The sequence below is a fragment of the Diaphorobacter ruginosibacter genome (assembly GCF_014395975.1).
In the GTDB taxonomy this organism is placed as follows: domain Bacteria; phylum Pseudomonadota; class Gammaproteobacteria; order Burkholderiales; family Burkholderiaceae_C; genus Diaphorobacter_A; species Diaphorobacter_A ruginosibacter.
The window spans coordinates 3,143,143-3,168,220 of the sequence record NZ_CP060714.1 but is presented as its reverse complement, the minus strand read 5'-3'; the positions used below and the strand labels follow the sequence as shown (position 1 = coordinate 3,168,220).

23 protein-coding genes are annotated in these 25,078 nt (G+C 66.1%); 16 read left to right on the top strand and 7 right to left on the bottom strand.

Annotated features, from left to right (window positions below; genetic code table 11):
- Positions 1-30: 30 nt before the first annotated feature.
- From H9K76_RS14385 to H9K76_RS14375, 3 genes are all read right to left on the bottom strand, one after another.
- Positions 31-1,923, bottom strand: a complete 1,893-nt coding sequence (locus H9K76_RS14385; protein ID WP_187596067.1) for an amidohydrolase — start codon at positions 1,921-1,923, stop codon at positions 31-33.
- A 49-nt stretch (positions 1,924-1,972) separates the two neighbouring features.
- A complete protein-coding gene (locus tag H9K76_RS14380; protein WP_187596066.1) occupies positions 1,973-2,281 on the bottom strand; it encodes a XapX domain-containing protein in 309 nt (102 codons plus the stop codon).
- Positions 2,282-2,354: 73 nt separating this feature from the next.
- Entirely contained in the window at positions 2,355-3,041 is a 687-nt protein-coding gene (locus tag H9K76_RS14375; RefSeq protein WP_187596065.1) for a hydrolase, read from the bottom strand.
- A gap of 203 nt (positions 3,042-3,244) precedes the next feature.
- On the opposite strand from H9K76_RS14375, the gene H9K76_RS14370 reads away from it, so the two are divergent.
- The 6 genes from H9K76_RS14370 to H9K76_RS14345 all read left to right on the top strand — a co-directional run bounded on the left by H9K76_RS14370 (position 3,245) and on the right by H9K76_RS14345 (position 9,150).
- On the top strand, positions 3,245-4,192 hold the full coding sequence (locus tag H9K76_RS14370) for a LysR family transcriptional regulator (protein ID WP_187596064.1): 948 nt from the start codon (positions 3,245-3,247) through the stop codon (positions 4,190-4,192).
- Positions 4,193-4,348: 156 nt separating this feature from the next.
- Positions 4,349-5,014, top strand: coding sequence for an alpha/beta hydrolase (locus H9K76_RS14365; protein WP_187596063.1), 666 nt, complete (start codon positions 4,349-4,351; stop codon positions 5,012-5,014).
- A gap of 9 nt (positions 5,015-5,023) precedes the next feature.
- Complete coding sequence (locus tag H9K76_RS14360; protein ID WP_187596062.1) at positions 5,024-5,917, top strand: LysR family transcriptional regulator; 894 nt, start codon at positions 5,024-5,026, stop codon at positions 5,915-5,917.
- Positions 5,918-6,010: 93 nt separating this feature from the next.
- Positions 6,011-6,709 (top strand): RraA family protein, encoded by a 699-nt coding sequence (locus H9K76_RS14355; protein ID WP_187596061.1) that lies wholly within the window; start codon positions 6,011-6,013, stop codon positions 6,707-6,709.
- Positions 6,706-8,112, top strand: a complete 1,407-nt coding sequence (locus H9K76_RS14350; protein ID WP_187596060.1) for an MmgE/PrpD family protein — start codon at positions 6,706-6,708, stop codon at positions 8,110-8,112. Before H9K76_RS14355 ends, H9K76_RS14350 begins: the two co-directional genes overlap by 4 nt.
- 57 nt (positions 8,113-8,169) lie before the next feature.
- The gene (locus H9K76_RS14345) at positions 8,170-9,150 is read left to right on the top strand and encodes a Bug family tripartite tricarboxylate transporter substrate binding protein (protein WP_187596059.1); all 981 of its coding nucleotides are present in this window, start codon (positions 8,170-8,172) and stop codon (positions 9,148-9,150) included.
- Positions 9,151-9,159: 9 nt separating this feature from the next.
- Here H9K76_RS14345 and H9K76_RS14340 read toward each other — a convergent pair whose 3' ends face one another.
- Positions 9,160-9,642 carry an Lrp/AsnC family transcriptional regulator gene (locus H9K76_RS14340; RefSeq protein WP_187596058.1) on the bottom strand — a complete coding sequence of 161 codons (483 nt, stop codon included), beginning with the start codon at positions 9,640-9,642 and terminating at the stop codon, positions 9,160-9,162.
- Between the two features lie 102 nt (positions 9,643-9,744).
- Here H9K76_RS14340 and mdeB point away from each other — a divergent pair, with 102 nt between their 5' ends.
- Entirely contained in the window at positions 9,745-12,387 is a 2,643-nt protein-coding gene (mdeB, locus tag H9K76_RS14335; RefSeq protein WP_187596057.1) for an alpha-ketoglutarate dehydrogenase, read from the top strand.
- Here the strand turns inward: mdeB and H9K76_RS14330 are convergent, their stop codons facing one another.
- Positions 12,388-13,335 carry a LysR family transcriptional regulator gene (locus H9K76_RS14330; RefSeq protein ID WP_187596056.1) on the bottom strand — a complete coding sequence of 316 codons (948 nt, stop codon included), beginning with the start codon at positions 13,333-13,335 and terminating at the stop codon, positions 12,388-12,390. It abuts the gene before it with no gap.
- Positions 13,336-13,450: 115 nt separating this feature from the next.
- Between H9K76_RS14330 and H9K76_RS14325 the strand changes: the two genes are divergently transcribed.
- From H9K76_RS14325 to otnI, 9 genes are all read left to right on the top strand, one after another.
- On the top strand, positions 13,451-14,449 hold the full coding sequence (locus tag H9K76_RS14325; protein WP_187596055.1) for a Bug family tripartite tricarboxylate transporter substrate binding protein: 999 nt from the start codon (positions 13,451-13,453) through the stop codon (positions 14,447-14,449).
- Positions 14,450-14,480: 31 nt separating this feature from the next.
- Positions 14,481-16,106, top strand: a complete 1,626-nt coding sequence (gene ggt, locus H9K76_RS14320) for a gamma-glutamyltransferase (RefSeq protein WP_187596054.1) — start codon at positions 14,481-14,483, stop codon at positions 16,104-16,106.
- A gap of 149 nt (positions 16,107-16,255) precedes the next feature.
- Positions 16,256-17,035, top strand: a complete 780-nt coding sequence (locus tag H9K76_RS14315; protein WP_187596053.1) for a FadR/GntR family transcriptional regulator — start codon at positions 16,256-16,258, stop codon at positions 17,033-17,035.
- Positions 17,036-17,166: 131 nt separating this feature from the next.
- On the top strand, positions 17,167-18,489 hold the full coding sequence (locus H9K76_RS14310) for an MFS transporter (RefSeq protein ID WP_187596052.1): 1,323 nt from the start codon (positions 17,167-17,169) through the stop codon (positions 18,487-18,489).
- A 57-nt stretch (positions 18,490-18,546) separates the two neighbouring features.
- Complete coding sequence (gene ltnD / locus H9K76_RS14305; protein WP_425489706.1) at positions 18,547-19,470, top strand: L-threonate dehydrogenase; 924 nt, start codon at positions 18,547-18,549, stop codon at positions 19,468-19,470.
- Between the two features lie 14 nt (positions 19,471-19,484).
- Entirely contained in the window at positions 19,485-20,498 is a 1,014-nt protein-coding gene (gene denD, locus H9K76_RS14300) for a D-erythronate dehydrogenase (protein WP_187596051.1), read from the top strand.
- A gap of 5 nt (positions 20,499-20,503) precedes the next feature.
- Positions 20,504-21,823: a 3-oxo-tetronate kinase gene (gene otnK / locus H9K76_RS14295; protein WP_246475023.1), complete on the top strand. Its 1,320-nt coding sequence runs from the start codon at positions 20,504-20,506 to the stop codon at positions 21,821-21,823.
- Positions 21,820-22,491, top strand: coding sequence for a class II aldolase/adducin family protein (locus H9K76_RS14290; protein ID WP_187596050.1), 672 nt, complete (start codon positions 21,820-21,822; stop codon positions 22,489-22,491). The genes otnK and H9K76_RS14290 overlap by 4 nt, the downstream gene beginning before the upstream one ends.
- Positions 22,492-22,560: 69 nt before the next feature.
- A complete protein-coding gene (gene otnI, locus H9K76_RS14285; RefSeq protein WP_187596049.1) occupies positions 22,561-23,388 on the top strand; it encodes a 2-oxo-tetronate isomerase in 828 nt (275 codons plus the stop codon).
- Here the strand turns inward: otnI and H9K76_RS14280 are convergent.
- Positions 23,354-24,211 carry a M90 family metallopeptidase gene (locus tag H9K76_RS14280; protein ID WP_187596048.1) on the bottom strand — a complete coding sequence of 286 codons (858 nt, stop codon included), beginning with the start codon at positions 24,209-24,211 and terminating at the stop codon, positions 23,354-23,356. The genes otnI and H9K76_RS14280 overlap by 35 nt on opposite strands.
- 5 nt (positions 24,212-24,216) lie before the next feature.
- A complete protein-coding gene (locus H9K76_RS14275; protein ID WP_187596047.1) occupies positions 24,217-25,014 on the bottom strand; it encodes a UDP-2,3-diacylglucosamine diphosphatase in 798 nt (265 codons plus the stop codon).
- Positions 25,015-25,078 lie beyond the last annotated feature (64 nt).

The following is a 25,078-nucleotide window of genomic DNA, read 5'->3' as shown; positions in this document are numbered from 1 at the left end:
CATGGTGGCGTGGGACGGGATGGGCGGCCGTCACATCCAGCACGAGCAGCCCAGGGCGCCGAAGAAGCCCTTGAGATCCGAGGCCGGGACGCTGGACGCCCACGCGCTCGCGTGGTCATGGCCATGCATGCCGCAGCCGCTGGCGCATGTGCACGAGGCGATCGCCTGATAGCGTGCCGGGTGCAGCGAGTTCCTGCCGGCGCCCTCCGGATCTCCCCATGCCGCGAAACCACCGTAGCGACGCACAGGCGACCAGTCGGGCATGGCAGGGGGCAGCGGGTTGTCGTCAAGCGTGGCGAAATCGCCCGCGCCGTAGACGATGCGTCCGCCCACCACTGTGAGGTCGGAGGTGAGGAAGGAGATGTCGTCCTCGGGGATGGAGAAGTAGTCGCGATCGGGAACGATCATGTCGGCGAACTGGCCCTCGCGGATCTGCCCGCGCTGGCCCACCTCGTTGGAGAACCACGCAACGTTCTCGGTCCACATGCGCAGTGCGGTCTCACGGTCGAGCAGGTTGCGCTCCGGATAGAGCCGCGTGCCGCCGACGGTCTTGCCGGTGATCATCCACGACAACGAGACCCATGGGTTGTACGAGGCGACGCGCGTGGCATCCGTGCCTGCGGACACCTTCACGCCTTTTTCGAGCATGCGCTTGACGGGCGGAGTGGCCTCGGCTGCACGAGCGCCATAGCGTTCGATGAAGTATTCGCCCTGGTAGGCCATGCGGTGTTGCACGGCGATGCCGCCACCCAGCGCAGCGATGCGGTCGATCGATCGGTCGGAAATGGTTTCCGCGTGATCGAAGAACCAATGGAGGCCTCCGATCGGAGTTTCCCTGTCCACCTTCTCGAACACGTCGAGCGCGCGCGAGATGGTTTCGTCATACGTTGCATGAAGACGCCATGGCCAGCGATTCTGCACAAGCACCTGCACCACGCCCTCGAGATCGGCTTCCATGCTGGAGGGCATGTCCGGGCGCGGCTGCCGGAAATCCTCGAAATCAGCGGCCGAGTACACCAGCATCTCGCCCGCGCCGTTGTGGCGGAAATAGTCGTTGCCCTGCTTGTAGGTGACTTGCGAGGTCCATTTCAGGAAGTCCTCCTTTTCCTGCTTGGGCTTTTGGGTGAACAGGTTGTAGGCCAGGCGCACGGTGATCTGTCTGTCCTCGTCCAGCTTCCGGATGACCTCGTAGTCCTCGGGGTAGTTCTGCGATCCGCCGCCCGCATCGATCACGCCGGTCACGCCAAGGCGGTTCAGCTCGCGCATGAAATGGCGCGTGGAGTTGAGCTGGTATTCGAAGGGCAGCTTCGGTCCCTTGGCGAGCGTCGCATACAGGATCGTCGCATTCGGTTTGGCCAGCAGCAGGCCGACGGGGTTGCCACTGCCGTCACGCACGATCTCGCCACCCGGTGGCTGTGGCGTGTCCCTGGTGTAGCCGACCGCACGCAACGCCGCCGCATTGAGCAATGCGCGGTCGTAGAGATGGAGCAGGAAGACAGGGGTATCGGGGGCCACGGCGTTGATTTCCTCCAGCGTGGGCAGGCGCTTCTCCACGAACTGGTGCTCGGTGAAGCCGCCCACCACGCGCACCCATTGCGGGGCAGGCGTGCAGGCGACCTGGCGACGCAGCATGTCCATCGCATCCGCCAGCGACCGCACGCCATCCCAGCGCAATTCCAGGTTGTAGTTGAGGCCGCCGCGGATCACATGCGTGTGGTTGTCGGTGAGACCGGGCAGCACGCTGCGGCCCCTCAGGTCGATCCGGCGCGTGGGGCCGGAGGCCAGCCGCAGGACTTCCTCGTCGCTGCCGACGGCAACGAACCGGCCATCCTTTACCGCCACCGCGCTGGCGACGGGTCTGCTGCGGTCCAGTGTGGTGATGCGTGCGTTGTGGAAGATGACGTCGGGCTCTACATCGGACATGGCTTGGATTCCTTGAATGCGAAAGACGGCGTGTTGCAGGAGAGGGAGTTCAGGCGCTGTCCCGGTCGGACGGGTTGCGTGCGCCGGGTGGCGGCGTAGGCACTGCGGTGGTGGCTGGGGCGGGGCGGCCGGGCAGTGCGCCCAGCACATGATCGGTCGCGTGCGTCTGGTTGCAGGCCGACCTGAAGGAGTCGCCCGCGAGCAGTTGCTTGCCCACCGGAATGATCTGTTCGCCGAGCAGGATGCCCAGCAGCCCGACGAGGGCGACCAGCGGCGGCGCGGGCGAGCGCACGCTCAGCAGGCTGTAGACGATGCCGACGAGTACGCCGGCGGCCAGTGACAGGGCATAGAGTTTCATGCGTGGACTCCCGAAAATGGCGGGGGAAAAGATACCACTTCCCCGCATGTGCGGGGAGGTGGCCATGGAAGCATCAGGACCTGGCGGGGTTGGGGCCGATGGTGGCACCGTGCTGCACGCGCTCGGGTGCCTTGTGCACCATGGTGTAGGCATAGTCCACGCCCATACCGTAGGCGCCGGAGTGTTCGCGCACGATGTCCATCACCGCGTCATAGGTGTTCTTGCGTGCCCAGTCGCGCTGCCACTCCAGCAATACTTGTTGCCAGGTCACGGGCACCACGCCGGCCTGCACCATGCGGTCCATGGCGTACTTGTGCGCATCGGACGAGGTGCCGCCCGATGCGTCGGCCACCATGTAGATTTCGTAGTCGCCTTCCTTCATGGCGCAGAGGGCGAAGGTGATGTTGCAGACCTCGGTCCAGAGGCCCGACACCACGATCTTCCGGCGCTGATTCGCCGCGAGTGCATCGCGCACGTTCTGGTCGTCCCACGAGTTCATCGAGCTGCGCTCGAGCAGCTTGTTCTCGGGAAACACGTTCAGCAGTTCAGGGTAGGTGTGGCCCGAGAAGCTGGCTGTCTCCACCGTGGTGATGGTCGTGGGAATGCCGAACGCCTTTGCGCCCTTGGCGAGGCCGACCACATTGTTCTTGAGCGTCTGGCGGTCGATCGACTGTACGCCGAAGGCCATCTGCGGCTGTTGGTCGATGAAGATGAGCTGGCTGTTGTCGGGGGTCAGCAGGTCGAGGTAGTGGCTGGACATCGGGAGATCCTTTCAGCAGGGGGTGGAGGAATTTCGAAGAAGTGGAGGAAGTCTAGGGCCGCCCGATGGCAAAGAAAATACAATCAATGGAATACCATTCTTTCCAAAAATGATGTGATTGATTCGATGGAAATGATGGATAAGTTCCAGTGCGGACGATGAATTCCGTATTCCCTCACGCTTTTTCACACCTTGCCTGCACGATGAAAAAACTGCCTGATCTCGAGGCCTGGGCGATCTTCGCGAAGATCGCGGAGACAGGTTCATTTGCCCGCGCCGCCGCGGAGTTTTCGCTGTCGCAGGCGACGGTCTCCAAGGCCGTCACGCGCCTGGAGACGCGCCTGAAGACCGTGCTGTTCCATCGCACGTCGAGGCGGATGTCGCTCACGGAAAGCGGACTCTCGGCGCTCGAGCGAGCTGCGCGCATCCTGGAAGATGGCGAGGCGGTCGAGGCCGAGGTGGCGGAGCAGTCGAGCAGCCTGCGCGGGCTGATCCGTGTCGCCGCGCCCATGTCGTTCGGCATTGCCCGCTTGGCACCTGCGCTGCCGCAGTTCATGGAAAGGCATCCCGAGATCGAGCTCGACGTGCAGTTCAACGACATGCAGGTGGATGTGGTGGCCGAGCGCTTCGACGTGGCCCTGCGCATTGCCAATCTCGTCGATTCCAGCTTGCTGGCAAGGCAGTTGTGCCAGGTGAGGATTCTGCTGGTGGGAACTCCCGCCTATTTCGAGCGCCATGGCCGGCCGGGCCATCCGAGGGACCTTGCGGGCCACAAGGCGCTGCAGTATTCCTACCAGCGCAGCGGGACGAACTGGCGCTTCGGCCACCGACGCCACGGGGAATTCACGCAGCCCATGCAGGTGACCATGCAGTCGAACAATGCCGAGGCGTTGATGCCGCCGCTGTTGGCGGGGGCGGGCGTGGCATTGCAGCCTGCGTTCCTCGTTTGGCAGCAGCTCCAGTCGGGCGAGCTCGAAACGGTGATGGACGACTGGCAGGTCGAGCCGATCGCGCTGCACATCGTGACGCCGCCCGGACGCCGCAGGCCCGCACGCGTGCAGGCGCTCATCGAGTACCTGTGCCAGCACTACGCCAACGAACCGTGGGCGCTGGTCCCCGGCGCACCGCAGGCGGGAAAGGACGGGGTATGAGCGTGTCGCCGATCCCCATGATCGGGCCTCAGGATTGCCGCCCGAGGGTGGCGCACGCAGGCCACAATGCCGGAGGCGCGGGTGCGGCCGGGATCGCGGGGCGTGTTTGCGCGCTCGGCGTCATCGGCGCTCTTGGTATGACTCTTTTTCTTTTCTATGCTCGATCTACCTCTCAGTTTTCTGCATCGGCCGGCGTCGGCGGGTGACGACAATGCCTGGCTGCTGGTGCTCATGCACGGCGTGGGCAGCAACGAACAGGATCTGTTCGGCCTGGCTCCCTACGTTCCCGGCAATTTCCATGTGCTCAGCCTGCGTGCTCCGTACCGCATGGGACCGAATGCGAACGCCTGGTTCGAGTTCTCGGTGAACGCCGACGGCTCGCGCACGATTAACGTCCCGCAGGAGGCCGCAAGCCGCGCGTTGGTGATCCAGACGCTCGAGGCTGCCGCGCGCCAACTGCGCATCCCCGCTTCGCGCGTGATCGTGGGCGGCTTCAGCCAGGGCGGCATCATGTCGTTGTCGGTGCTGCTCACCCGGCCTGACACCGTGGCCGGCGCCGTCGCGCTGCACAGCCGCCTGCTGCCCGAAATCATCCCGCATATCCGGCCCGCCGCCGCCTTTGCGGGCAAGCTCCTGTGGGTGAGCCAGGGTCTTCAGGACAACGTGATCCCGCCCGTCGCGGGCGCGGTGATCCGGGATGCGGTCAAGGAGTTGCCGCTGCGCCTCTCCTGCACCGAGTTCGAAGGCGCGCACGAGATCCGGGCCGAAGAGCTGGGCGCGCTGATCGCATGGCTGGAGCGCACTGCGGCCGAGGAGGCCTGAGCAGGCACGATGTCGTCCATCCGCCTGCCAGCAACCGGCGCGCTGATTGCCTTCGAGGCGGCCGCGCGCCACCTGAGCTTCCGCCTGGCCGCGGACGAGCTGCACCTGACGCCGAGCGCCATCAGCCAGCAGATCCGCGTGCTGGAGCAGCAGGTGGGCGTGTCGCTGTTCGCACGGGTGCGCCAGCGCGTGCTGCTCACCAGTGCCGGTGAGCGATATCTGCTCGAGGTGCGCCGCATCCTGCAGGATCTGCGGGAGGTGACATACCAGACGCTCGCCAGCGGCGACAAGGAGCAGCTCAACCTCGCGGTCGTTCCGACCTTCGCTGTGAAATGGCTGATCCCGCGCCTGCCGGACTTCGTCGCACGGCATCCCGACGTGCATCTGAACATCGTCTCGCGCAACGCACCGTTCGACTTCGCGCGCGAAGCATTCGATGCAGCGATCCACTACGGGGAGGCCATCTGGCCCGGGGCGCGGCTCGCATTCCTGATGGCCGAGGAGATGACGCCGGTCTGCAGTCGCACGTTGCGCGAGAGCCTGGACATCCGGATGCCGGCCGATCTGCTGCGTGCGCCGCTGCTGCAGCAATTCACGAGGCCGTCGGCGTGGAGCGACTGGTTCGCCCACCAGGGAATCGAGTCGGCGCATGCGTTCGAGGGACCGCGCTTCGACAGCTTCAACATGATTCTGGAGGCGGTGCGCGCAGGCATGGGCGCGGCCCTGCTGCCCCGCTTCATGGTGGAGGAGGAGGGCGGGCAGATCGTGCGCATCAGCGAGGCGTGCCTGCCGTCCACGCGCGGCTACCACCTCGTGTGGCCGGAGGCCAGGGGCGAGATCGCCGCTGTGCGCAAGTTGAGTGCGTGGTTGCAGCTGCAGACGGCTGTACAGATGGTTGATTAGTTTTTCTGTCCATCAGGGCACAATTTATCGCTTTATGGTGAGAAACCATGGCCCCAGAATTTCAGGGTCAACATGATTTTTCATCACTGAGCCATGCCATCACCTGCTACCCGCCCGGACCGCCGCTGGAAGGATCCCATCCTTCCCCTGGTGCTGAACCCGACCCCGGAGCGTCTTTCCGCCCCGGTTGTCGCGGCGCTCGCCGGCATCGACGTGCAGCGCATTGCAGATGCCGTGGGCCGGATGTATACGTGCCAGCCGCAGCTGCACTCGCTCACTGCTACGGCAAGACCGCTGTGCGGCACGGCCGTGACCGCCAAGTGCCCGCCCGGCGACAACCTGGGCCTGATGGCGGCGATCCGCCAGTTGCAGCAGGGCGATGTGCTGGTGATCGACGGCCAGGGCTTCACCAGCTGGTGCATGGGCGGAGCCGAGCTGCTGAAGTTCGCCCGCGACGAGTACGGCATGGCGGGGCTGGTGGTCAACGGGGCATGGCGCGACGTGCAGGAGATCGAGGAGGCGCGGATTCCGGTGTATGGCCTGGGCGTGTCACCCTATTCGGGCCCCAAGCTCGGGCCTGCCGAAATCAACGTGCCGGTGGCATGCGGCGGGGTGATCGTGCATCCCGGTGATGTGGTCTGCGCCAGCATCGAGGGCATTGCCGTCGTTCCACGCGCGCATGCGCAGCGGGTTGCCGACCACCTGGCTGCCCAGCCCGCAGGGCATGGCATATCGGCGTTCATGGACGACATGGATGGGCTCGTCGCCCAGTGGCTCGACAGGGGCGCATGATGGGCATCGTTCAGGCCGAGCCGACGGACGCCGCCGAAGCAGTCGAGGGCGCTACCGGCCTCACCCGTTTTCTCGCGCGGCGGATAGGGGCCGCGCGCTTTTCGGATCTGAATGCGGCAACGCTGGAGCAGTCACGCCTGGGCATCGCCGACTGCATGGCCTGTGCGCTGGCCGGCGCGCACGATGCCAGCGTGCACATGCTGGCGGGAACGTTTGCGCAGGAGCAGGGCGACTGCGCACTGTGGGGCCGGGAGGGGCGTGCGGCCCCCCATGCCGCGGCACTTGTCAACGCAACGGCCGCGCATGTGCATGCGCTTGACGACACGAACGAGTCGATGCGCGGGCATCCGAGCGTCGTGGTCTGGCCTGCCGTGGCCGCGCTGGGCGAGAAGCTCGGCGCGAGCGGCGAGGACTTGCTGCTCGCATACTGCGTCGGCGTGGAGACGGCCGCCAAGCTGGGCCGGGTGGTCAACGATCACCATTCGCGCCTGGGCTGGCACACCACCAGCACGCTGGGCCCGATCGGCGCGGCGGCGGCGTGTGCCACGTTGCTGGGGCTCGACGAAGACCGCTGCGCGCATGCGTTGGGCATCGCAGCGTCGATGGCTGGAGGCCTGCGCGTGAACTTCGCAAGCATGACGAAGGCACTGCACGCGGGCTGGTCCGCGCACAACGGCGTCGTGGCGGCCACGCTGGCCGCGCAGGGCTTCACCGCCAGCCAGGAAGCGCTGGAGGGCCACGAAGGATTCGTCGCGCTGTTTTGCGGCGCCGACCATGCCGACCTCGATGCGGCACGCGATGCATGGGGCAACCCATGGGAGCTCGAGGCACCCGGCATCGTCATCAAGCAGTATCCGACCTGTTCGCTGCAGCATGCCCTGATCGACCTGGTGCTCGAGGCCCGCGCGCAGCGCCTGCTGGAGGGGCCCGGCCTGCGGATCGAATGCGACATCAGCCAGCGGCTCGACGTGGTGAGGACGCAAGGGTGGCCCGTGCGTGGCGCCAGCGCCAAGTTCAGCGTGGAGTACGGCGTGGCCACCGCCGCGCTGCATGGCAGGCAGGGTATTGCCGATTTCACCGATCAGGCGGTGGAGGACGCCGCCGTGCACTCGATGGCCGCGCGGATCTCGGTGCGCGTGGGCGAGCAGCTCACACCCGGCAACGGCGACGCAGCCGCGCTGCGGGTGTTTCGAGGCGATGTGCTGGTGCACGAGGCCCGGCGTGAAAAGCCCCTGGGCCACCCCTCGAACCCGTTGCCGGAGGCAGTCTTCGGGCGGAAATTCTTCTCGCTCAGCGAGCCCGTGCTGGGTGCGCGGCGCGCGCAGGACCTGCGCAAGGCGCTTCAGGGGCTGCCGCGTGATGGCGCGCGCGCGCTGGCGGGGCTGGCGTGCCCAGCGCGTTGAGCTATCCGCTTCCCGACTTTCCATTGACCGCCATTTCATTATTTCGAGGAGACCTTCATGACCCTGCTGCAACGCCGCCGATTCATTGCCTGCGCTGTCGCTGCGCCTCTTGCCCTGCACGCCGGCATCGGCCGTGCGGCCGGCAAGCCGATGACCATCATCGTTCCCTACCCCGCAGGCGGATCGCTGGACGCCATGGCGCGCGTGATCGCGCAGGGGCTGGGCGACCTCCGGGGCCACAGCGTGGTGGTCGACAACAAGCCCGGGTTCTCGGGCAACATCGGCGCGCAGTACGTGGCCAAGTCCACACCCGACGGCAGCACGCTGCTCATGACCGCGCTGACCAGCTATGCGATCAATGCCAGCCTCATGGGCAAGGCCATGGGCTATGACCTGCTCAAGGATCTGGACCATGTGGCCATCGTCGGCGATCTGCCCAATGTGCTGATCGCGCCCGCGGGGCTGCCGGTGAACAATGTGGCGGAGTTCGTGCAGTACGCGAAATCACGGCCCGGGCAGCTTTCCTATGCCACGACGGGCTCAGGCTCGCTGGAGCACATCGCCGGCGAGATGCTGTGCCGCGCCGCCGGCATCGAGATGGTGGCCGTGCCTTACAAGGGCTCGACGCCCGGTGTGACGGATCTGATCGGCGGCCTGATCCAGGCGCAATTCGTGAACACCTCCACGGCGATCAACAACCTCAAGTCCGGCCGCATCAAGGTGCTGGGCATCGCGGGCCCCGCCACGGTGAAGGCCCTGCCGGGTGTGCAGACGTTCGCTGCCCAGAACGTGAAGATGATGAACGATGTGGTCTCCATCTTCGGCATCGCCGCGCCGGCCGGAACGCCGAAGGACTTCGTCGAAGCGCTCAATGCGGACATCAACAGGGTGCTCGGCAAGCCGGATGTCCACACGCGCTTCGACAGCCTGGGCGTGGACGTCGTGACGAAGTCCGGGGCCTATGCCACCGACCGCATCCGCAAGGAAATCGCCATCTGGGACAAGGTGGTGAAGACCACCGGGATCTCCCTGAACTGAGCGCGGAACTCAGCGTTCGCGCGGCACCGCGTGGGGCAGGGGCAGCGCGGTCTTGTAGCGCACCTGCTTGAGTGCAAAGCTGGAGCGGATCTTCTCGATGCCCGCGATCGGTGTCAGCTGTTCGATGATGAAGCGCTCCAGTGCCGCGATGTCGGGCAGCGCCACGCGGATCAGGTAGTCGGAATCGCCGCTCATCAGGTAGCACTCCATGACCTCGGCGTGCTCGGCAATGCGCTGCTCGAACAGGGCGAGCGCCTCCTTGTTCTGCGATTTCAGGCTGATGCTGATGAACACGTTCAGGCCCAGGCCCAGGGTCGCGGCATCGGCCAGCGCCACATAGCGTGCGATCACGCCCGACGACTCGAGCGCCTTCACGCGCGCAAGGCAGGGAGAGGGCGAGAGGTGCACCCGCCGGGCGAGCTCCACGTTGGAGAGCGAGCCGTCGGCCTGCAGTTCGGCAAGAATCCGTAAGTCGGTGGCGTCCAGCTTCATATGCTTCTCAAATTGCTTGATATGGCATATTGTGCTGAATATTGGGGTGCATGAAACGCAAACAGCATCACATTTTTCGAGACATTTCATACAGTCACGGATATGAATGCTCCACTGCCCCTCCACTCATTGAACATGGCCCACATCACCATGGATGCGAATCCCGAGGAAACCGCCGAATGGCGCGATGCGTTCATCGCGCTGGTTGCCACCGAGGGGCCGGAACGCGCCCGCTTCATGCTGGACGAGCTGGCGCGCATGGCGCGCGCCGGGCGTATCGGCTGGCAGCCGCACTTGAACACACCGTACGTCAACACGGTGAGCGTGGAGTCGCAGCCGGTATTCCCGGGAGACCTGGCGGTAGAGGAGAAGCTGGCCTCCATCATGCGCTGGAATGCGTTGGCCATGGTGGTGCGGGCGAACAAGGCCTATGGCGAACTCGGTGGGCATATCGCGAGCTATGCCAGCGCGGCAGACCTGTTCGAGATCGGCTTCAACCATTTCTTCCATGCCCGCAACGACGCGGGCGGCCATCGCGGCGACCTGGTGTTCTTCCAGCCGCACAGCGCGCCCGGCGTGTATGCGCGTGCCTACCTGGAGGGTCGCCTGGACGAGGATGACCTCGCGCACTACCGGCAGGAGATCTCGGCCGCCGGTGCGGGGGCCGAGGGACTGTCGAGCTATCCCCACCCGTGGCTCATGCCGGACTTCTGGCAGTTTCCCACGGGGTCGATGGGCATCGGGCCGATCAGCAGCATCTACCATGCCCGCTTCATGCGCTACCTCACGCACCGCAACCTGCTCGACTGCGCGGGGCGCAAGGTCTGGGGCGTGTTCGGTGATGGCGAAATGGACGAGCCGGAGAGCATGAGCGCGCTGACACTGGCGGCGCGCGAGGGCCTGGACAACCTGGTGTGGGTGGTCAACTGCAACCTGCAGCGCCTCGACGGCCCGGTGCGCGGCAATGGCCGGGTGATCGATGAACTGGAGCGCCTGTTCTCCGGTGCGGGCTGGAACGTGATCAAGCTGCTGTGGGGCAGCGACTGGGATGGCCTGTTCGCTCGCGACCTCACGGGGGCGCTGACGCGCGCGCTGGGCAGCACGGTCGACGGCCAGATGCAGACCTTCGCCGCCAAGGACGGTCGCTACAACCGTGACCACTTCTTTGGCCAGAGTCCCGAGCTCATTGCCCTGGCGCAGGGCATGACGGACGAGCAGATCGACCGCCTCAAGCGCGGCGGCCACGACCTGGTGAAGATCTACGCGGCCTATGCCGAGGCCGCAAAGGCCTCGGGCAAGCCCACCGTGATCCTCGCGCACACCAAGAAGGGCTACGGCATGGGCAGCGCGGGCCAGGGCAAGATGACCACGCACAGCCAGAAGAAGCTGGACGAAACGGACCTGATCGAGTTCCGCAACCGCTTCAACCTGCCCCTGTCCGACGAGCAGGCGACCAGCCTGAGTTTCTTCAGGCCCGCGGAAGACAGCGCCGAGATGAAATACCTGCGCGAGCGCCGTACGCAGCTCGGCGGCTACCTGCCGCGCCGCCTGACCGCCTGCGAGGCCGTTCCCGTGCCGCCCGTGGAGCAGTTCGCTCAGTTTGCCCTCAAGGCCGACGGCAAGGAGATGAGCACGACGATGGCCTTCGTGCGCATGCTCGGCACGCTGCTCAAGGATGCCCAACTGGGCAAACGCATCGTGCCCATCGTGGCCGACGAGGCGCGCACCTTCGGCATGGCCAACCTGTTCAAGCAGGTGGGCATCTACTCCAGCGTCGGCCAGCAGTACGCGCCCGAGGACATCGGCTCGGTGCTGAGCTACCGGGAGGCGCTCGACGGCCAGATCCTGGAGGAGGGCATCAGCGAGGCGGGCGCCATCGCCAGCTGGACGGCTGCGGCCACGAGCTACAGCGTGCACGGCCTCGCCATGCTGCCGTTCTACATCTACTACTCGATGTTCGGCTTCCAGCGCGTGGGCGATGCCATCTGGGCCGCGGCAGACCAGCGCGCCCGGGGCTTTCTGCTGGGAGCGACTTCCGGCCGCACCACGCTGGGCGGCGAAGGCCTGCAGCACCAGGACGGCAGCAGCCATCTCGTGGCGGCCACCATTCCCAACTGCAAGGCCTACGACCCGGCGTTCGCGGGCGAGCTTGCGGTGATCCTGGATGCCGGCATGCGCGAGATGATGGTGGAGCAGAAGGATGTCTTCTACTACGTCACGCTCATGAACGAGAACTACGCGCAACCGGACCTGCCCGAGGGCGTGGCCGACGGCGTGCTGCGGGGCGCATACCGCATGGAGCAGGTCGGCACCGCAGAGGAGGCGGGCAGGCGCGTGACGCTGCTCGGCTCGGGTGCCATCCTCACCGAGGTGCGCAAGGCCGCCGCCGTGCTCGCGCAGGAAGGCTGGCTGGTCGACGTGGTGAGCGTGACCAGCTGGAGCGAACTGGCCCGCGACGGCGTGCTGCAGGAGACGCGCGAGCTGAACGGCGAGGCCGGAGCGCAGGCACCCTGGATCACCGAACTGCTGGAGCGCACGACGGGCGGAGCGGTGATCGCCGCAACCGACTATGTCCGCGCGGTGCCGGAGTCGGTCCGTGCCTTCATCCCGGCCGGTCGCCGGTATGTCACGCTGGGCACCGACGGTTTCGGGCGCAGCGACACGCGTGCAGCGCTGCGCGAATTCTTCAGCGTGGATGCGCAGAGCATCGTGCGCGCGGCGAAGGCGGCAGCGTCGGGGCGCTGATCAGCGGATGACGCCGGTGCGGCGTGAACACTCAGTCAACTGCTCCACGAACAGCCGCACGGCCTCGGAGTGGTTGTCGGTGTTCCAGACCACGCCCACGGGGCCGAAGCGGATCGCCGTGTCCAGCGGCAGGATCTTCATGCAGCCGAGCGACGCCTGATACCGCGCCATCGCCTCGGAACATACGCCGATGTAGTTGCCGGTATGCACCAGCGCCTGCAGGGTGGTGATGGCGGCGGTCTCCACCTTGGGCAGCAGCCATGAGAATCCCTGCTCCAGCAAAAGCGCATCAAGCTGCGTACGGGTGAGCGTACCCTTGGGCGGCATGATCCAGTTCTCGTCCTGCAGATCGGCCAGGCGCACCATGGGCTCGCTGCTGTGCCACAGCGGGCTGCCCTGTCCGACCACGAGGCAGACGTTGTCCTCGAACAGTTCGCGGTGCTCCAGGCGCTCTCGGTAGGCGCGCGCATCGAGCGAGCCGACCACCACGTCGAGTTCCTTGTTCGCCAGCCCCTCCAGCAGATTGGTGAAGGGGCTCTCGGTCACGTAGACCGAGATGTGCGGGTAGCGTGCCTGGAACTCGGCGAGCGCTCGCGGCACGATATGGGCCACCCCGGCCCAGACGCTGCCGATCTGCAGCCGCGCGGTGAGGCCCTGTGCGACCGCGCCCAGTTCCTTGTGCGTGCGCGAAATGTCGCCCAGCACGCTGATCGCAAGCCGCTTGACCAGCACTCCCGCCGGCGTGAGCTGAATGCGCCGCCCGCGCGTGACCAGCGGCATGCCCACGAGCTCCTCCAGGTCGGCCAGCCAGTGCGACATCGCGGACTGCGTCATGTGCATGCGGGCGGCGGCCTCGGTGAGCGTGCCGGCCTCGTCGAGCACGAGGAACGACTCCAGATGCTTGACCTTGAGCCGCCGGGCCCATGCCATCTGTTCGGATTGAATCATGAGTGAATACTAATACATGTATCTCATCAATTCACTGGTGTAACGCGTGATACCCGCAAATAATGGGTGTTTTGCGGCCGCTGGCCGTTCGAGACAACCAGACTGGATCACGGACATGAAGAAATATTCCTGCCTTATCACTCAATTCGTGGCATCTGCCCTGACCCTGGGCGTGATGGCCCACGCGCCCGCCGCCATGGCGCAGGATGCGGGCAACTACCCGAACCGTCCGATCCGCCTGGTCGTGTCACAGCAGGCCGGAGGCAGTTCCGACACCGTCGCGCGGCTGTGGGCGGAACATGCGGGCAAGGCCCTGCATGGCAGCATCGTCGTCGAGAACAAGCCCGGCGCGGGCGGCATCATTGCGGCGCAGCAGGCATTGAGCCAGCCGGCCGACGGCTACACGCTGATGTTCGGCGGCGTCTCGCAGATGGTGCTCAACAAGTTCACCTACAAGCCGCTGCCCTACGATCCCGAAAAGGACTTCACCGGGGTTGGCATGCTGACCACCGTGCCGTTCGTGCTCGTGGCCAATCCGCAGTCCGGATTCAAGACCCTCGATGACCTGATCAAGTACGCCAAGGCCCATCCCGACAAGCTCAATTTTGCGTCGGCGGGTCTTGGCAACTCCACGCAACTGGCCGTGGAGCTTCTGCAGAAGAAGCTCGGCATCTCGATGGTCCACGTACCGTTCAAGGGAGAGCCCGACGGCGTGATGGCCACCATCGGCGGCCAGACGCAGGTGATGGCCCCCGTGGTGGGCACGGCGCTTCCGCACATCAAGAGCGGCAAGGTCACGCCGCTGGTCGTGCTGGCGCCCAAGCGCCTGGCCGAACTGCCCAACGTGCCCGCGGCCAATGAGCTGGGCGTGAAGGATTTCGACTACATGGGCTGGAGCGGCATCGTCGCGAAGACGGGCACCCCTGCGGCGATCATCCAGAAGCTGAACGAGGCGACCAAGGCGTTCCACAACAGCCCCGAAGTGCAGGAAAAACTCAAGACGATGATGGTGATCCCGATGGCAGGCCCCGCCAGCCAGGTGATGGAGGTGACCAGGCGCGACACCGCCGCATGGGGCCCCACCCTGGATTCGCTGAACCTGAGCAACAAGTAAGCGGCAACGATCCTCCGAGCGGGAAAGCAATATGAAAAGACAAGCGATGGTCTCGTGCGCCCAGCCTGAAGCGGCCGAGTCGGGCATCGAGATCCTGAAGGCCGGCGGCAATGCCGTCGACGCGGCCGTGGCCACGGCGCTTGCGCAGACCGTGGTGGACCCGCTGATGTGCGGCATCGCGGGCTTCGGCACAGCCGCCGTGTACATGCCGGGCAAGTCCACGCATGAGTACTTCGACTTCCACTCGCCCGCGCCGCTCGCCGCGCGCGAGGACATGTGGGAGTCGCTGCTCGAGGGCGAGACCAAGGATGGCTTCGGCTTCATCCTCAAGGGCGCGGTCAACGACATCGGCCCGCAGTCGATCGCGGTGCCCGCGACGCTCAAGGGCCTGTTCGAGATGCACGCCGCGCACGGCAGGCTGCCATGGAGCGTGGTGGTCGAACCCGCCATCCGCTGGGCAAGCGAGGGCTGCATCGTGCGGCCGGGCATGTACTCGTTCTGGATCGACAAGCCGCTCGCGGGTCGCGTGAGCAACCTGGCGCGCCTGCATTACTGCGAGGAAGCCCGCAGGCTCTATTGCAATGCCGACGGCACGCCCAAGACCATCGGTACGCCGCTGGTCAACCAGGACATGGCGGGCGTGCTCTCGCAGATCGCGAAGGAGGGCATCGCGCCGTTCTACGAGGGCGATCTGGCGCGCAGGATGATCGATCACCTGCAGTCGCTGGGCGGCCTGCTGTCGATGGAGGATCTGAAGCAGTGCTCCGTCAAGCGCGTGAAGCCCCTGGTGGGCCACTACCGCGACCGCACCATCACCACCAACCAGCCGCCCGGCGGTGGCGCGATGCTGCTGGAGATGCTGAACATCCTGGAGCAGTTCGATCTCGGCTCCATGGAGCACGGCAGCGTCGAATATCTCAAGCTCGTGAGCGAGGCGATGAAGAAGGCCACCACGGACAAGGACCGCTACATCGGCGATCCGGCCTTCGTCGACGTGCCGCTCGATGACCTGCTGTCCAAGGAGCGCGCCGCGCTGATCGCCGCCGAGATCCGCCTGGGCAGGCGCTTCGAGGTGGTGCGTGTGAATCCCGGGGCACCTGTGCCCAAGGACACCACGCACCTGAGCGTGGTCGATGCCGACGGCAACTGCGTGTCGCTCACGCATTCGCTGGCCATGCCTTCGGGTGTCATCACGCCCGGGCTGGGCTTCTACTACAACGGCTGCATGGGCGTGTTCGATCCGCGTCCGGGCCGCGCGGGCAGCATCCAGCCGGGCAAGAGCCGCTTTTCATCGGCCTGCCCGAGCATCGTGTTCGACAGGAACGGCAAGCCCGAGATCGTGCTGGGCGCCCCGGGCGGAACGCAGATCGCGATGGGCGTGCTGCATGTGCTGCTGAACATGATCGATCACGGCATGGGCATGCAGGAGGCTATTTCGGCGCCGCGCTTCTCGTCCACCAGCAACTCGATCGATGTCTGCAACCGCATCCCGCACTTCGTCACGCGCGAGCTGCAGGCGCAGGGCTACGAGGTCGGACGCAACCCCTACAACTACACCATCGGCTGGGTGCACGGCGTGCAGATCACCGAGGACGGTCTCAAGGGCGGAGCCGATCCCGGCCGCGACGGTGTGGCGCTGGGCGTGACGCTGGGCTGAGGGCAGCCGCCCGGGAGCGTCAGCACGCCCCGGCGTGGCGTCATGACGTGCCATGAAGCGCCATGACGCATCCTGCCGGGTTGCAAGGCATCAAGGCCGCATGCCCTGCGGTACAGTGACGGGTTGATTCACCTCAGAAGTTGCCCCCGATGCCTCCCCAGTTCAAGCCCGTAGCCTCGGGTGCCCGCCTTGCCGACCAGGTTGCCGACACGCTGGCGGCCGAGATCCGCAGCGGCCGGCTGGAGGTCGGGGCGCGCCTGCCCACGGAGGCCGTGCTGGCATCGCAGTTCGAGGTCAGCCGCACCGTGGTGCGCGAGGCCGTCTCACGGCTCAAGTCGCTCGGGCTGGTGGCTTCCCGGCAGGGCAGCGGCGTCTTTGTGCGCGAGCCCGAGGCCGAACCGCTGCGCTTCGAGGTCGCGCACATGGCCTCGCGCGATGCGGTGGTGCAGATGGCCGAACTGCGCCGCCCCCTCGAGTCCGAGGTGGCGGCATTGGCCGCCGAGCGCAAGACGCCGGAGGACATGGCCCGGATCCGCGCGGCCATCGAGGCGCTGGAGCAGGCCGTTGCCCGCGGCGAGAGCGGGGCGGAGCAGGACCTGGCGTTTCACCTGGCCGTGGCCGGCGCCGCGCACAACACCTTCCTCATCGGCACGCTGCAATACCTGCACGGGCTGCTGCAGGGCGCGATCCGCGTCACGCGTGCCAACGAGGCACGGCGCAATGATTTCACACACGCCGTGGCCAACGAACATGCGCGCATCGCCGATGCGATTGCGTCTGGTGACGCCAAGGCAGCCCGCGAGGCCGCCAAGACGCACATGGACAATGCCATCAAGCGCATCCTTCACGCCGACCCCGCCTTCTGGCAGCAGGAAGGCACGCGGCTTGCGCAGCCTTTGATCCAGGTGAGCCCATCGGGCACATCCTGAGTTCCTGAGTTCGTTATCACGTTCTTTCGAGGGTTTACCCGGTGCTGATTTTTGGTCTTAAATTTGTATGATGACCTGACAAATTCAATTCACCCAACCTTCAAAACCCTCGTTCGGCGAGGAGCCATCTGATGTCCGTGAACCCCGCTATCCAAGGGCCAGGCGCTGTGCCCGGTGACGATGCGCTCGAGAAGCGCACCTATTCCAAAGTCTTCTGGCGCATCGTTCCCTTCCTGATGCTGTGCTACGTGATCGCCTACCTCGACCGCGTGAACGTCGGCTTTGCCAAGCTGCAGATGTCGCAGGACCTGGGTTTCAGCGAGGCAGTCTTCGGCCTCGGTGCCGGCATCTTCTTCCTGGGCTATTTCTTCTTCGAGGTGCCCAGCAACCTGCTGCTGCACAAGGTGGGCGCGCGCGTGTGGATCGCCCGCATCATGATCACCTGGGGCATCCTCTCGGGATGCTTCGTGTTCGTGGAGTCGGTCACGAGCTTCTACATCCTGCGCTTCCTGCTGGGCCTGGCCGAGGCGGGCTTCTACCCCGGCGTGATCCTCTACCTCACCTACTGGTATCCGGCCCACCGGCGCGCGCGCATCGTGGCGGTGTTCATGTCGGCGATTCCCGTGGCGGGCATCTTCGGCAACCCGCTCTCGGGCTGGATCATGGACGCCTTCCACGGCGTATCGTCGATGCATGGCTGGCAGTGGATGTTCCTGATCGAGGCGGTCCCGGCGGTCCTCGTCGGCATCCTGGTGCTGTTCTGGCTGGACAACAGCATAGAGAAGGCCAAGTGGCTGAACGCCGAGGAGAAGGCCCTGCTGCAACGCGCAGTGAAAGAGGACCAGGCCGCCGGTGACAAGGGCCCGCACTCGGTGAAGGGCGTGTTCATGGACTCGCGCATGTGGTGGATGGCCGCGATCTATTTCGCGTTCGTGATGGGCCAGTACGCGATCACCTTCTGGTTGCCCACGCTGGTGAAGGCCACGGGGGTGCAGGGCAACCTGCACATCGGTTTGCTGAGTGCCATTCCTTTCCTGTGCGCCATCGTCGCGATGAACCTGTTCGGCCGCAGCGCCGACCATCGTCGCGAGCGCCGCTGGCACCTGATCATTCCCGCGATGATGGGCGCGATCGGCTTTGCGGTCTCCGCTTCGTTCACGCAGAACACCGCCGTGTCGCTGCTGTTCCTGTCGCTGGCTGCCGCAGGCGTGCTCACCTGTGCACCGCTGTTCTGGTCGCTGCCGACAGCCTTTCTCTCGGGGACCGCCGCCGCCGCGGGCATTGCCGCAATCAATTCCGTGGGCAATATTGCAGGGTTCGTGAGCCCCTACCTGATCGGTACGCTCAAGGACATGACCGGCAGCACCGCGATCGGCATGTATATGCTGTCAGCCGTGCTGGTGCTGGGCGCGATCGGCGTCTGGCTGGTGCCCAAGAAGCTGGTCAACCGCTGATCGCAGGTGGATGCAGGCAATGAGTGCAGGAGATGATGCATGGCTTCCAACATGAATATGAACTCGAATGAACCGCCCGTGGTGGGCGTCATCGGCCTCGGTGCGATGGGCATGGGCATGGCGCAGTCGCTGCGCCGCGCGGGCTTCGCGCCACACGTCTTCGACCTGCGAAGCGAGGTGGCCCAGGGCTTTGCCAAGGACGGCGGAGTGGCCTGCGCGAGCCTTGGGGAACTTGGCTCCCGATGCGACGTGGTGATTTCGGTGGTCGTCAACGCCGCGCAGACAGAGAGCGTGCTGTTCGGCGAGGAGGGCAAGGGCGGAGTCGTTTCAACGATGCGCACCGGCAGCCTGTTCGTGATGTGCTCCACCGTGGATCCGAACTGGTCCGTCGCCATGGAGGCGCGCCTGGCCGAAAGAGGCCTGCTGTATCTCGACGCTCCCATCTCAGGCGGCGCAGCAAAGGCCGCGAGCGGCCAGATCACGATGATGACGGCAGGCACGGCCGCAGCCTATGACAAGGCAGGCGGGGCCCTCGACGCCATGGCCGCCAAGGTCTACCGTCTGGGCGACAGGGCGGGGGCCGGCAGCAAGGTGAAGATCATCAACCAGCTGCTCGCGGGCGTGCACATCGCCGCTGCCGCCGAGGCCATGGCGCTGGGGCTGCGCGAGGGTGTCGATCCCGATGCGCTCTACGAGGTGATCACGCACAGCGCGGGCAACAGCTGGATGTTCGAGAACCGCATGGCCCACGTGCTCGCAGGAGACTACACGCCGCTGTCCGCCGTGGACATCTTCGTGAAGGACCTGGGTCTTGTGCTCGACGTGGCGCGCGCCAGCAAGTTCCCGCTGCCGCTGTCGTCCACGGCGCACCAGATGTTCATGCAGGCGTCCACGGCGGGCTTTGCGCGCGAGGACGACAGCGCCGTCATCAAGATCTTTCCGGGCATCACGGTGCCCGCCCCCAAGAACTCCCACTCCTGAATCCGGAACACACCATGAACATTCTCATCACAGGCGGCAGCGGCTTTCTGGGCGCACGGCTTGCGCGCACCCTGCTGCAGATGGGCGAGCTGTCCCTGAATGGCGGCGCGCCCGAATCCATCCGCCGTGTCACGCTCGCAGACCGTGTCGCACCGCCCGCCGACCTGCTGGCCGATGCGCGCGTGCATGCGGTAGAGGGCGATCTGGCCGAGCAGGTCGCGCAAGGCGCACTGCAGCTGGCCGACACGCAGCTGGTGGTTCATCTTGCCGCAGCCGTGAGCGGTGAATGCGAGGCGGACTTCGACCTCGGCATGCGCAGCAACCTGGACACCACGCGCCAGCTGCTCGATGCGTGCCGCCGGGCGGGCCATGCCCCCGTGTTCGTGTTCTCCAGCTCGGTCGCCGTGTTTGGCGATTCGCCCGAGCAGCCGCTGCCCTCCGTCATCGAGGACACCAGCCTGCCAACCCCGCAGAACAGCTACGGCATCCAGAAGTTCATTGGCGAGCAGCTTGTGGCTGACTACACCCGCAAGGGCTTTGTGCAGGGTCGCAATGTGCGCCTGATGACGGTGAGCGTGCGCCCGGGCCGCCCCAACGGTGCGGCATCGAGCTTCCTGAGCGGCATGCTGCGCGAGCCGCTGGCGGGCGAGCGTGCGCGCTGCCCCGTTGCGCCGGACACGGCCGTTGCGCTGTCCTCGCCCGGCAACACGGTGCGCGGCATTGTGCGCGCTGCGACGGCAAGCGCCAGGGAGTGGGGCGCGCGCACCGCGGTGAACCTGCCCGCGCTCACCACCACCGTGCGCGAGATGGCAGAGGCCCTGGAGCGCGTGGCGGGCACCGAGGCCACCTCGCTCATCGACTGGGAGCCGGATGCCCAGGTCGCCAGGATCATCACGAGCTGGCCCAGCCGCTTCCGTCCCGCGCGCGCCGAAGGCCTGGGGCTGCGGGCCGACGAGAGCTTCGAAGCGATCCTGCGCGAGTATGTGCGCGAGAATCCCCAGGCCGTCAAGCTGCCCGTGAAGGGCTGAGTGCCATGAACATGACGATGGGCGTGACGATGAACGTGACACAGAAGAAGATCCTGCTCGGCTGTATCGCCGACGACTTTACCGGTGCGACCGACCTGGCCAACAACCTCGTGCGAGCGGGCATGCGCGTGGTGCAGACCATCGGCGTGCCGGCCGAACCCCTCGCCGCGGACGTGGACGCGGTGGTGGTCGCGCTCAAGTCGCGCACCATTGCAGCCGCGGAAGCCGTCAGCCAGTCGCTTGCGGCACTGCGCTGGCTGCAGGAGCAGGGCGCAAGGCAGTTCTACTTCAAGTACTGCTCCACGTTCGACAGCCTTTTCAGCGGCGAGGTTCGCGGCAATATCGGGCCGGTCACCGAAGCGCTGATGGATGCGCTCGGCACGGACTTCACGATCGCCACGCCGGCCTTCCCCGACAACAAGCGCACCGTATTCAAGGGATACCTGTTCGTGGGCGACGTGCTGCTGAGCGAAAGCGGCATGCAGAACCATCCGCTCACGCCCATGACGGATCCGAACCTCGTGCGCGTGATGCAGGCTCAGTGCCAACGCAAGGTCGGCCTGATTGACCACGCGGTCGTCGCGCGCGGCGCGGACGCCGTGACGCAGCGCATCGAGGGGTTGAAGGCCGAGGGCGTCTCGATCGCCGTGGTCGATGCCGTTTCCAACGATGATCTCGTGCGCATGGGGCCTGCGCTTGCTGCCTTGCCGCTGCTCACGGCGGGCTCGGGGGTGGCGATCGCGCTGCCCGCCAACTTCGGGCTTGAACCGTCGTCGCAGGCTGGCGCACTGCCGCCCGCAAAAGGCCTCCGAGCCATCGTCTCCGGAAGCTGCTCGCTGGCAACCAACGGGCAGGTCCGGCATTTCATCGAGAACGGCGGTGCGGCGATGGCGCTCGATCCGCTGCGCATCGCTGCGGGCGCTGACGTGGTGGGCGAGGTGCTGGCCTGGGCCGGGCCGTTGCTGGCAAACGGACCGGTGCTGGTGTACTCCACGGCGCAGAGCGATGCGGTGAAATCGGTCCAGTCCCGGCTTGGCGTGGAAGAGGCCGGCGCCATGGTCGAACGCACCGTGGCGGCCATCGCGCGCGGCCTGGTGGAGCAGGGCGTCCGTCAGCTTGTCGTCGCGGGCGGCGAAACGTCGGGTGCCTGTGTGCAGGCGCTGCAGATCGCGCAGATGCAGATTGGCTCACAGATCGACCCGGGTGTTCCATGGTGCCACGCGCACAGCCCGGCAGCCGGCGCCGAGGGGCTGCATGTCACGCTCAAGTCCGGCAATTTTGGTGGTGAAGATTTCTTCACGCGCGCCTTCGAGGTGCTTGCATGAACGAGTCGCAGGCTCGCGAAGAGATCTGCCGCGTGGGACGAAGCCTGTTCGAGCGCGGCTACGTCCATGCCACCGCGGGCAACATCAGCGTGCGGCTTGCGGACGGCGGCTTCCTCATCACGCCGACCGACGCCTGCCTTGGCTTTCTCGATCCGGCGCGGCTCGCGCGGCTTGATGCGCAGGGCGTGCAGATAGGCGGTGATCGTGCGAGCAAGACGATCGCGCTGCATCGCCGGATCTACTCGGCCGCCTCCACGCTGTCGCCGCAGACGGCGTGCGTGATCCACACGCACAGCACCCACTGCGTGGCGCTCACCTTGGGCGATCAGGCCGGCGAGGCTGAGTTGCTGCCCGCCATCACGCCGTACTTCGTGATGAAGGTGGGGCATGTTCCGCTCATCCCCTACCATCGGCCAGGCGCGCCCGAGGCGGCGCAGGAGGTGGAAAAGACCATTGGAGAATACGCCGCGCGCGGCATCGCCCTGCGCGCGGTGATGCTGTCGCGCCTCGGGCCCAATGTCTGGCACGACACGCCCGCCGCGGCGATGGCGACGTTGGAGGAGCTCGAGGAGACGGCGCGGCTGTGGGCCATGTCCCGGCCACGTCCCCGGCCCCTCGATGACCTGCAGATCGAGGAGCTGCGCACGACCTTCGGCGCGCAGTGGTGAGCCGAACGGGCTCCAGCAGGCTCTTACGCATTCACATCACAGACCACAGGATTTCAGGAGTTCCCGTCCATGCCCCGCTTTGCAGCCAATCTCTCGATGCTCTACAACGAGCACGATTTCCTCGATCGTTTCGCCGCCGCCGCGCGTGACGGTTTCAAGGGCGTCGAATATCTGTTTCCCTATGCCTTCGCGGCATCCGATCTGGCTGCGCGCCTTGCGGACAATGGCCTGCAGCAGGTGTTGTTCAACGCTCCGCCGGGTGACTGGGACCGTGGCGAGCGTGGCACGGCCTGCCTTCCCGGGCGCGAGTCGGAGTTCCGCGAGGGCTTTCTGCGCGCACTTGAATATGCCGAGGCGCTCGACTGCCCGCGCATCCATGTCATGGCCGGCCTGATGCCTGCGGGCTCATCGAAGGACGAGCTCCGTGCCACCTACGTGGGCAATGTGGGCTGGGCCGCCGAGCAGGCCGCCAAGGCCGGCCGCCAGGTGCTGCTGGAGCCCATCAACACGCGCGACATGCCGGGCTTCTTCCTGAATTACCAGGAGGAAGCGCATGCGATCGTGCAGGGCGTGGGCGCGAAGAACCTGCAGGTGCAGTTCGATCTGTACCACTGCCAGATCATGGAGGGTGACCTCGCGGCGAAGATCCGCAAGTACCTGCCCACGGGTCGCGTAGGCCATTTCCAGATTGCCGGTGTGCCCGAGCGCCACGAGCCGGACATCGGCGAGATCAACCATCCCTATCTGTTCGGCGTGATCGACGAGGTGGAGGCGCAGTGCGGATGGCAGGGATGGATCGGCTGCGAGTACCGCCCGCGGCGCGGCGCGGTGCCGGGTGGAACCAGTGACGGACTGGGTTGGCTCAGGGCCTTGCGACTGTCCGGGCTGGCCGGTTGAACAGCGCATCCAGCAGCGGAGACAGCGCCGGAAACTCCTGCGCGAAGCGGCTGTGGTTCACGAAGTAGGCCTCGCATGCCACCGCAAAGAATTCCTCGGGCGCGGTGGCTCCGTAGCTGTTCAGCCATTGCTTCTCGCCGCCGAACCGCTGCGCGATGATGACTTTCTCGCGGAAACCATCGTAGGCGCGGGTCCATGTGTCGGCCCAGAGCCTGCGTCCTTCGGCGGCGCTGCTCGTTCCTGCAAAGCCCAGTTGCAGCGGCGGCCGCCCGTTGACAGCGCCGTCCTTCATGTCGATCTTGTGGATGAACTCGTGGATCACCACGCTGGTGGCGTCCTCCGGGTCCTGTCCGGCGCTTTCCACCGCAGGCCAGGCCAGCATGACGGGGCCGCGCTCCATGGCCTCGCCGAGCAGCACCTGGCTGTACTGGTGCGTCACGCCCGCCGCATCAGTGGATTGCCTGACGGCAACGGCCTCGGCAGGATGTACCACAATGCCGACGAAGTCGTCGTACCAATCGAGTGCCTTGGCCGGGTCGCCCCAATGCAGCAGTGGCAGGCAGGCCTGGGCCGCGATGGCGACGGCCATGGCGTCGGTCACCTCCATGCCATGGGCGCCGGTGAATTCCTTCTGTTGCAGGAAGAGGGCGCTGATCGCGCGCAGCTTGGACTGCTCCTCCATGTCCAGCGCCGCCAGGAACGGGAATTGGCGCACCGTCGAGAGCCAGAGCTCTGCGGGGATTTCGGGCACGGGCGCGAGACGGGAGCGTAGGCTGTTGCTCGCGCGGCGCAGGAGTCGGGTGAGGGCTGCTGGAGGGTGCATGCGCCCTACTTGGGGGCGATGGCTATCCGTTCCAAGCCCCCCGGGCTCAATCTCAACACCTCCGCTCGTGGCGGGGTGGCGGCAAGGTCCCAGTCGGAGAGCACGATGCGTTGTGCCCGGGTGCCATCTTGGCCCTGGAGTTCATGGTCCGCAGGGCGGTGGGTATGCCCGTGAATCAGCACGCGGCTGTTTGCGGCTTGAAGCCATTGGAACGCGGCTTCGGTGTCCACGTCGCCGTAGAACGCCTCGGGTGAGTGCTTGCGCGCTTCGCTTTGCTGGCGCGCGCTGCGGCCCTGTGCGCGCCGCGCAGCGAGGGGAAGCGAGAGCAGTTGCGCCTGCCATTGCGGGTTGCGAGCCACCGTGCGGAACTTCTGGTACTCGACATCGTCCAGGCAGAGTGCATCGCCATGGCTCAGCAGCCAGCGCTTGCCATCCAGGACCAGCACCGTTGGATCCGCCAGCAGCCGCACGCCGGTGCGCTCTGCGAAATGCATGCCGACCAGGAAGTCGCGGTTGCCGTGCATGAAATACATCGGCCGCGCTCTGGCTGCCTGCGACAGCAGCGCGCAGCATTCGGCCTCGAAACTGCCGGATTCGTCGATGCTGTCGTCTCCCACCCAGACCTCGAACACATCGCCCAGCAGGAAGATGGCATCGGCCTGCGAGTCCCGCAGATAGCGAGCGAAAGCGTCGACGGTTTCGGGCTCTTCGCGCTGAAGGTGCAGATCAGAAACGAACTCGACCGTGCGCCATTCCGCTGGGGCAACGAGTTCCGGGGCGGAGGGCGTGGACGGCAGGGTCATCGATGAAGTGCGGCCTTGGCAAGCCTGGACAGCGGCGAACCAGGCTATCCGGGCTTGGCCAAGG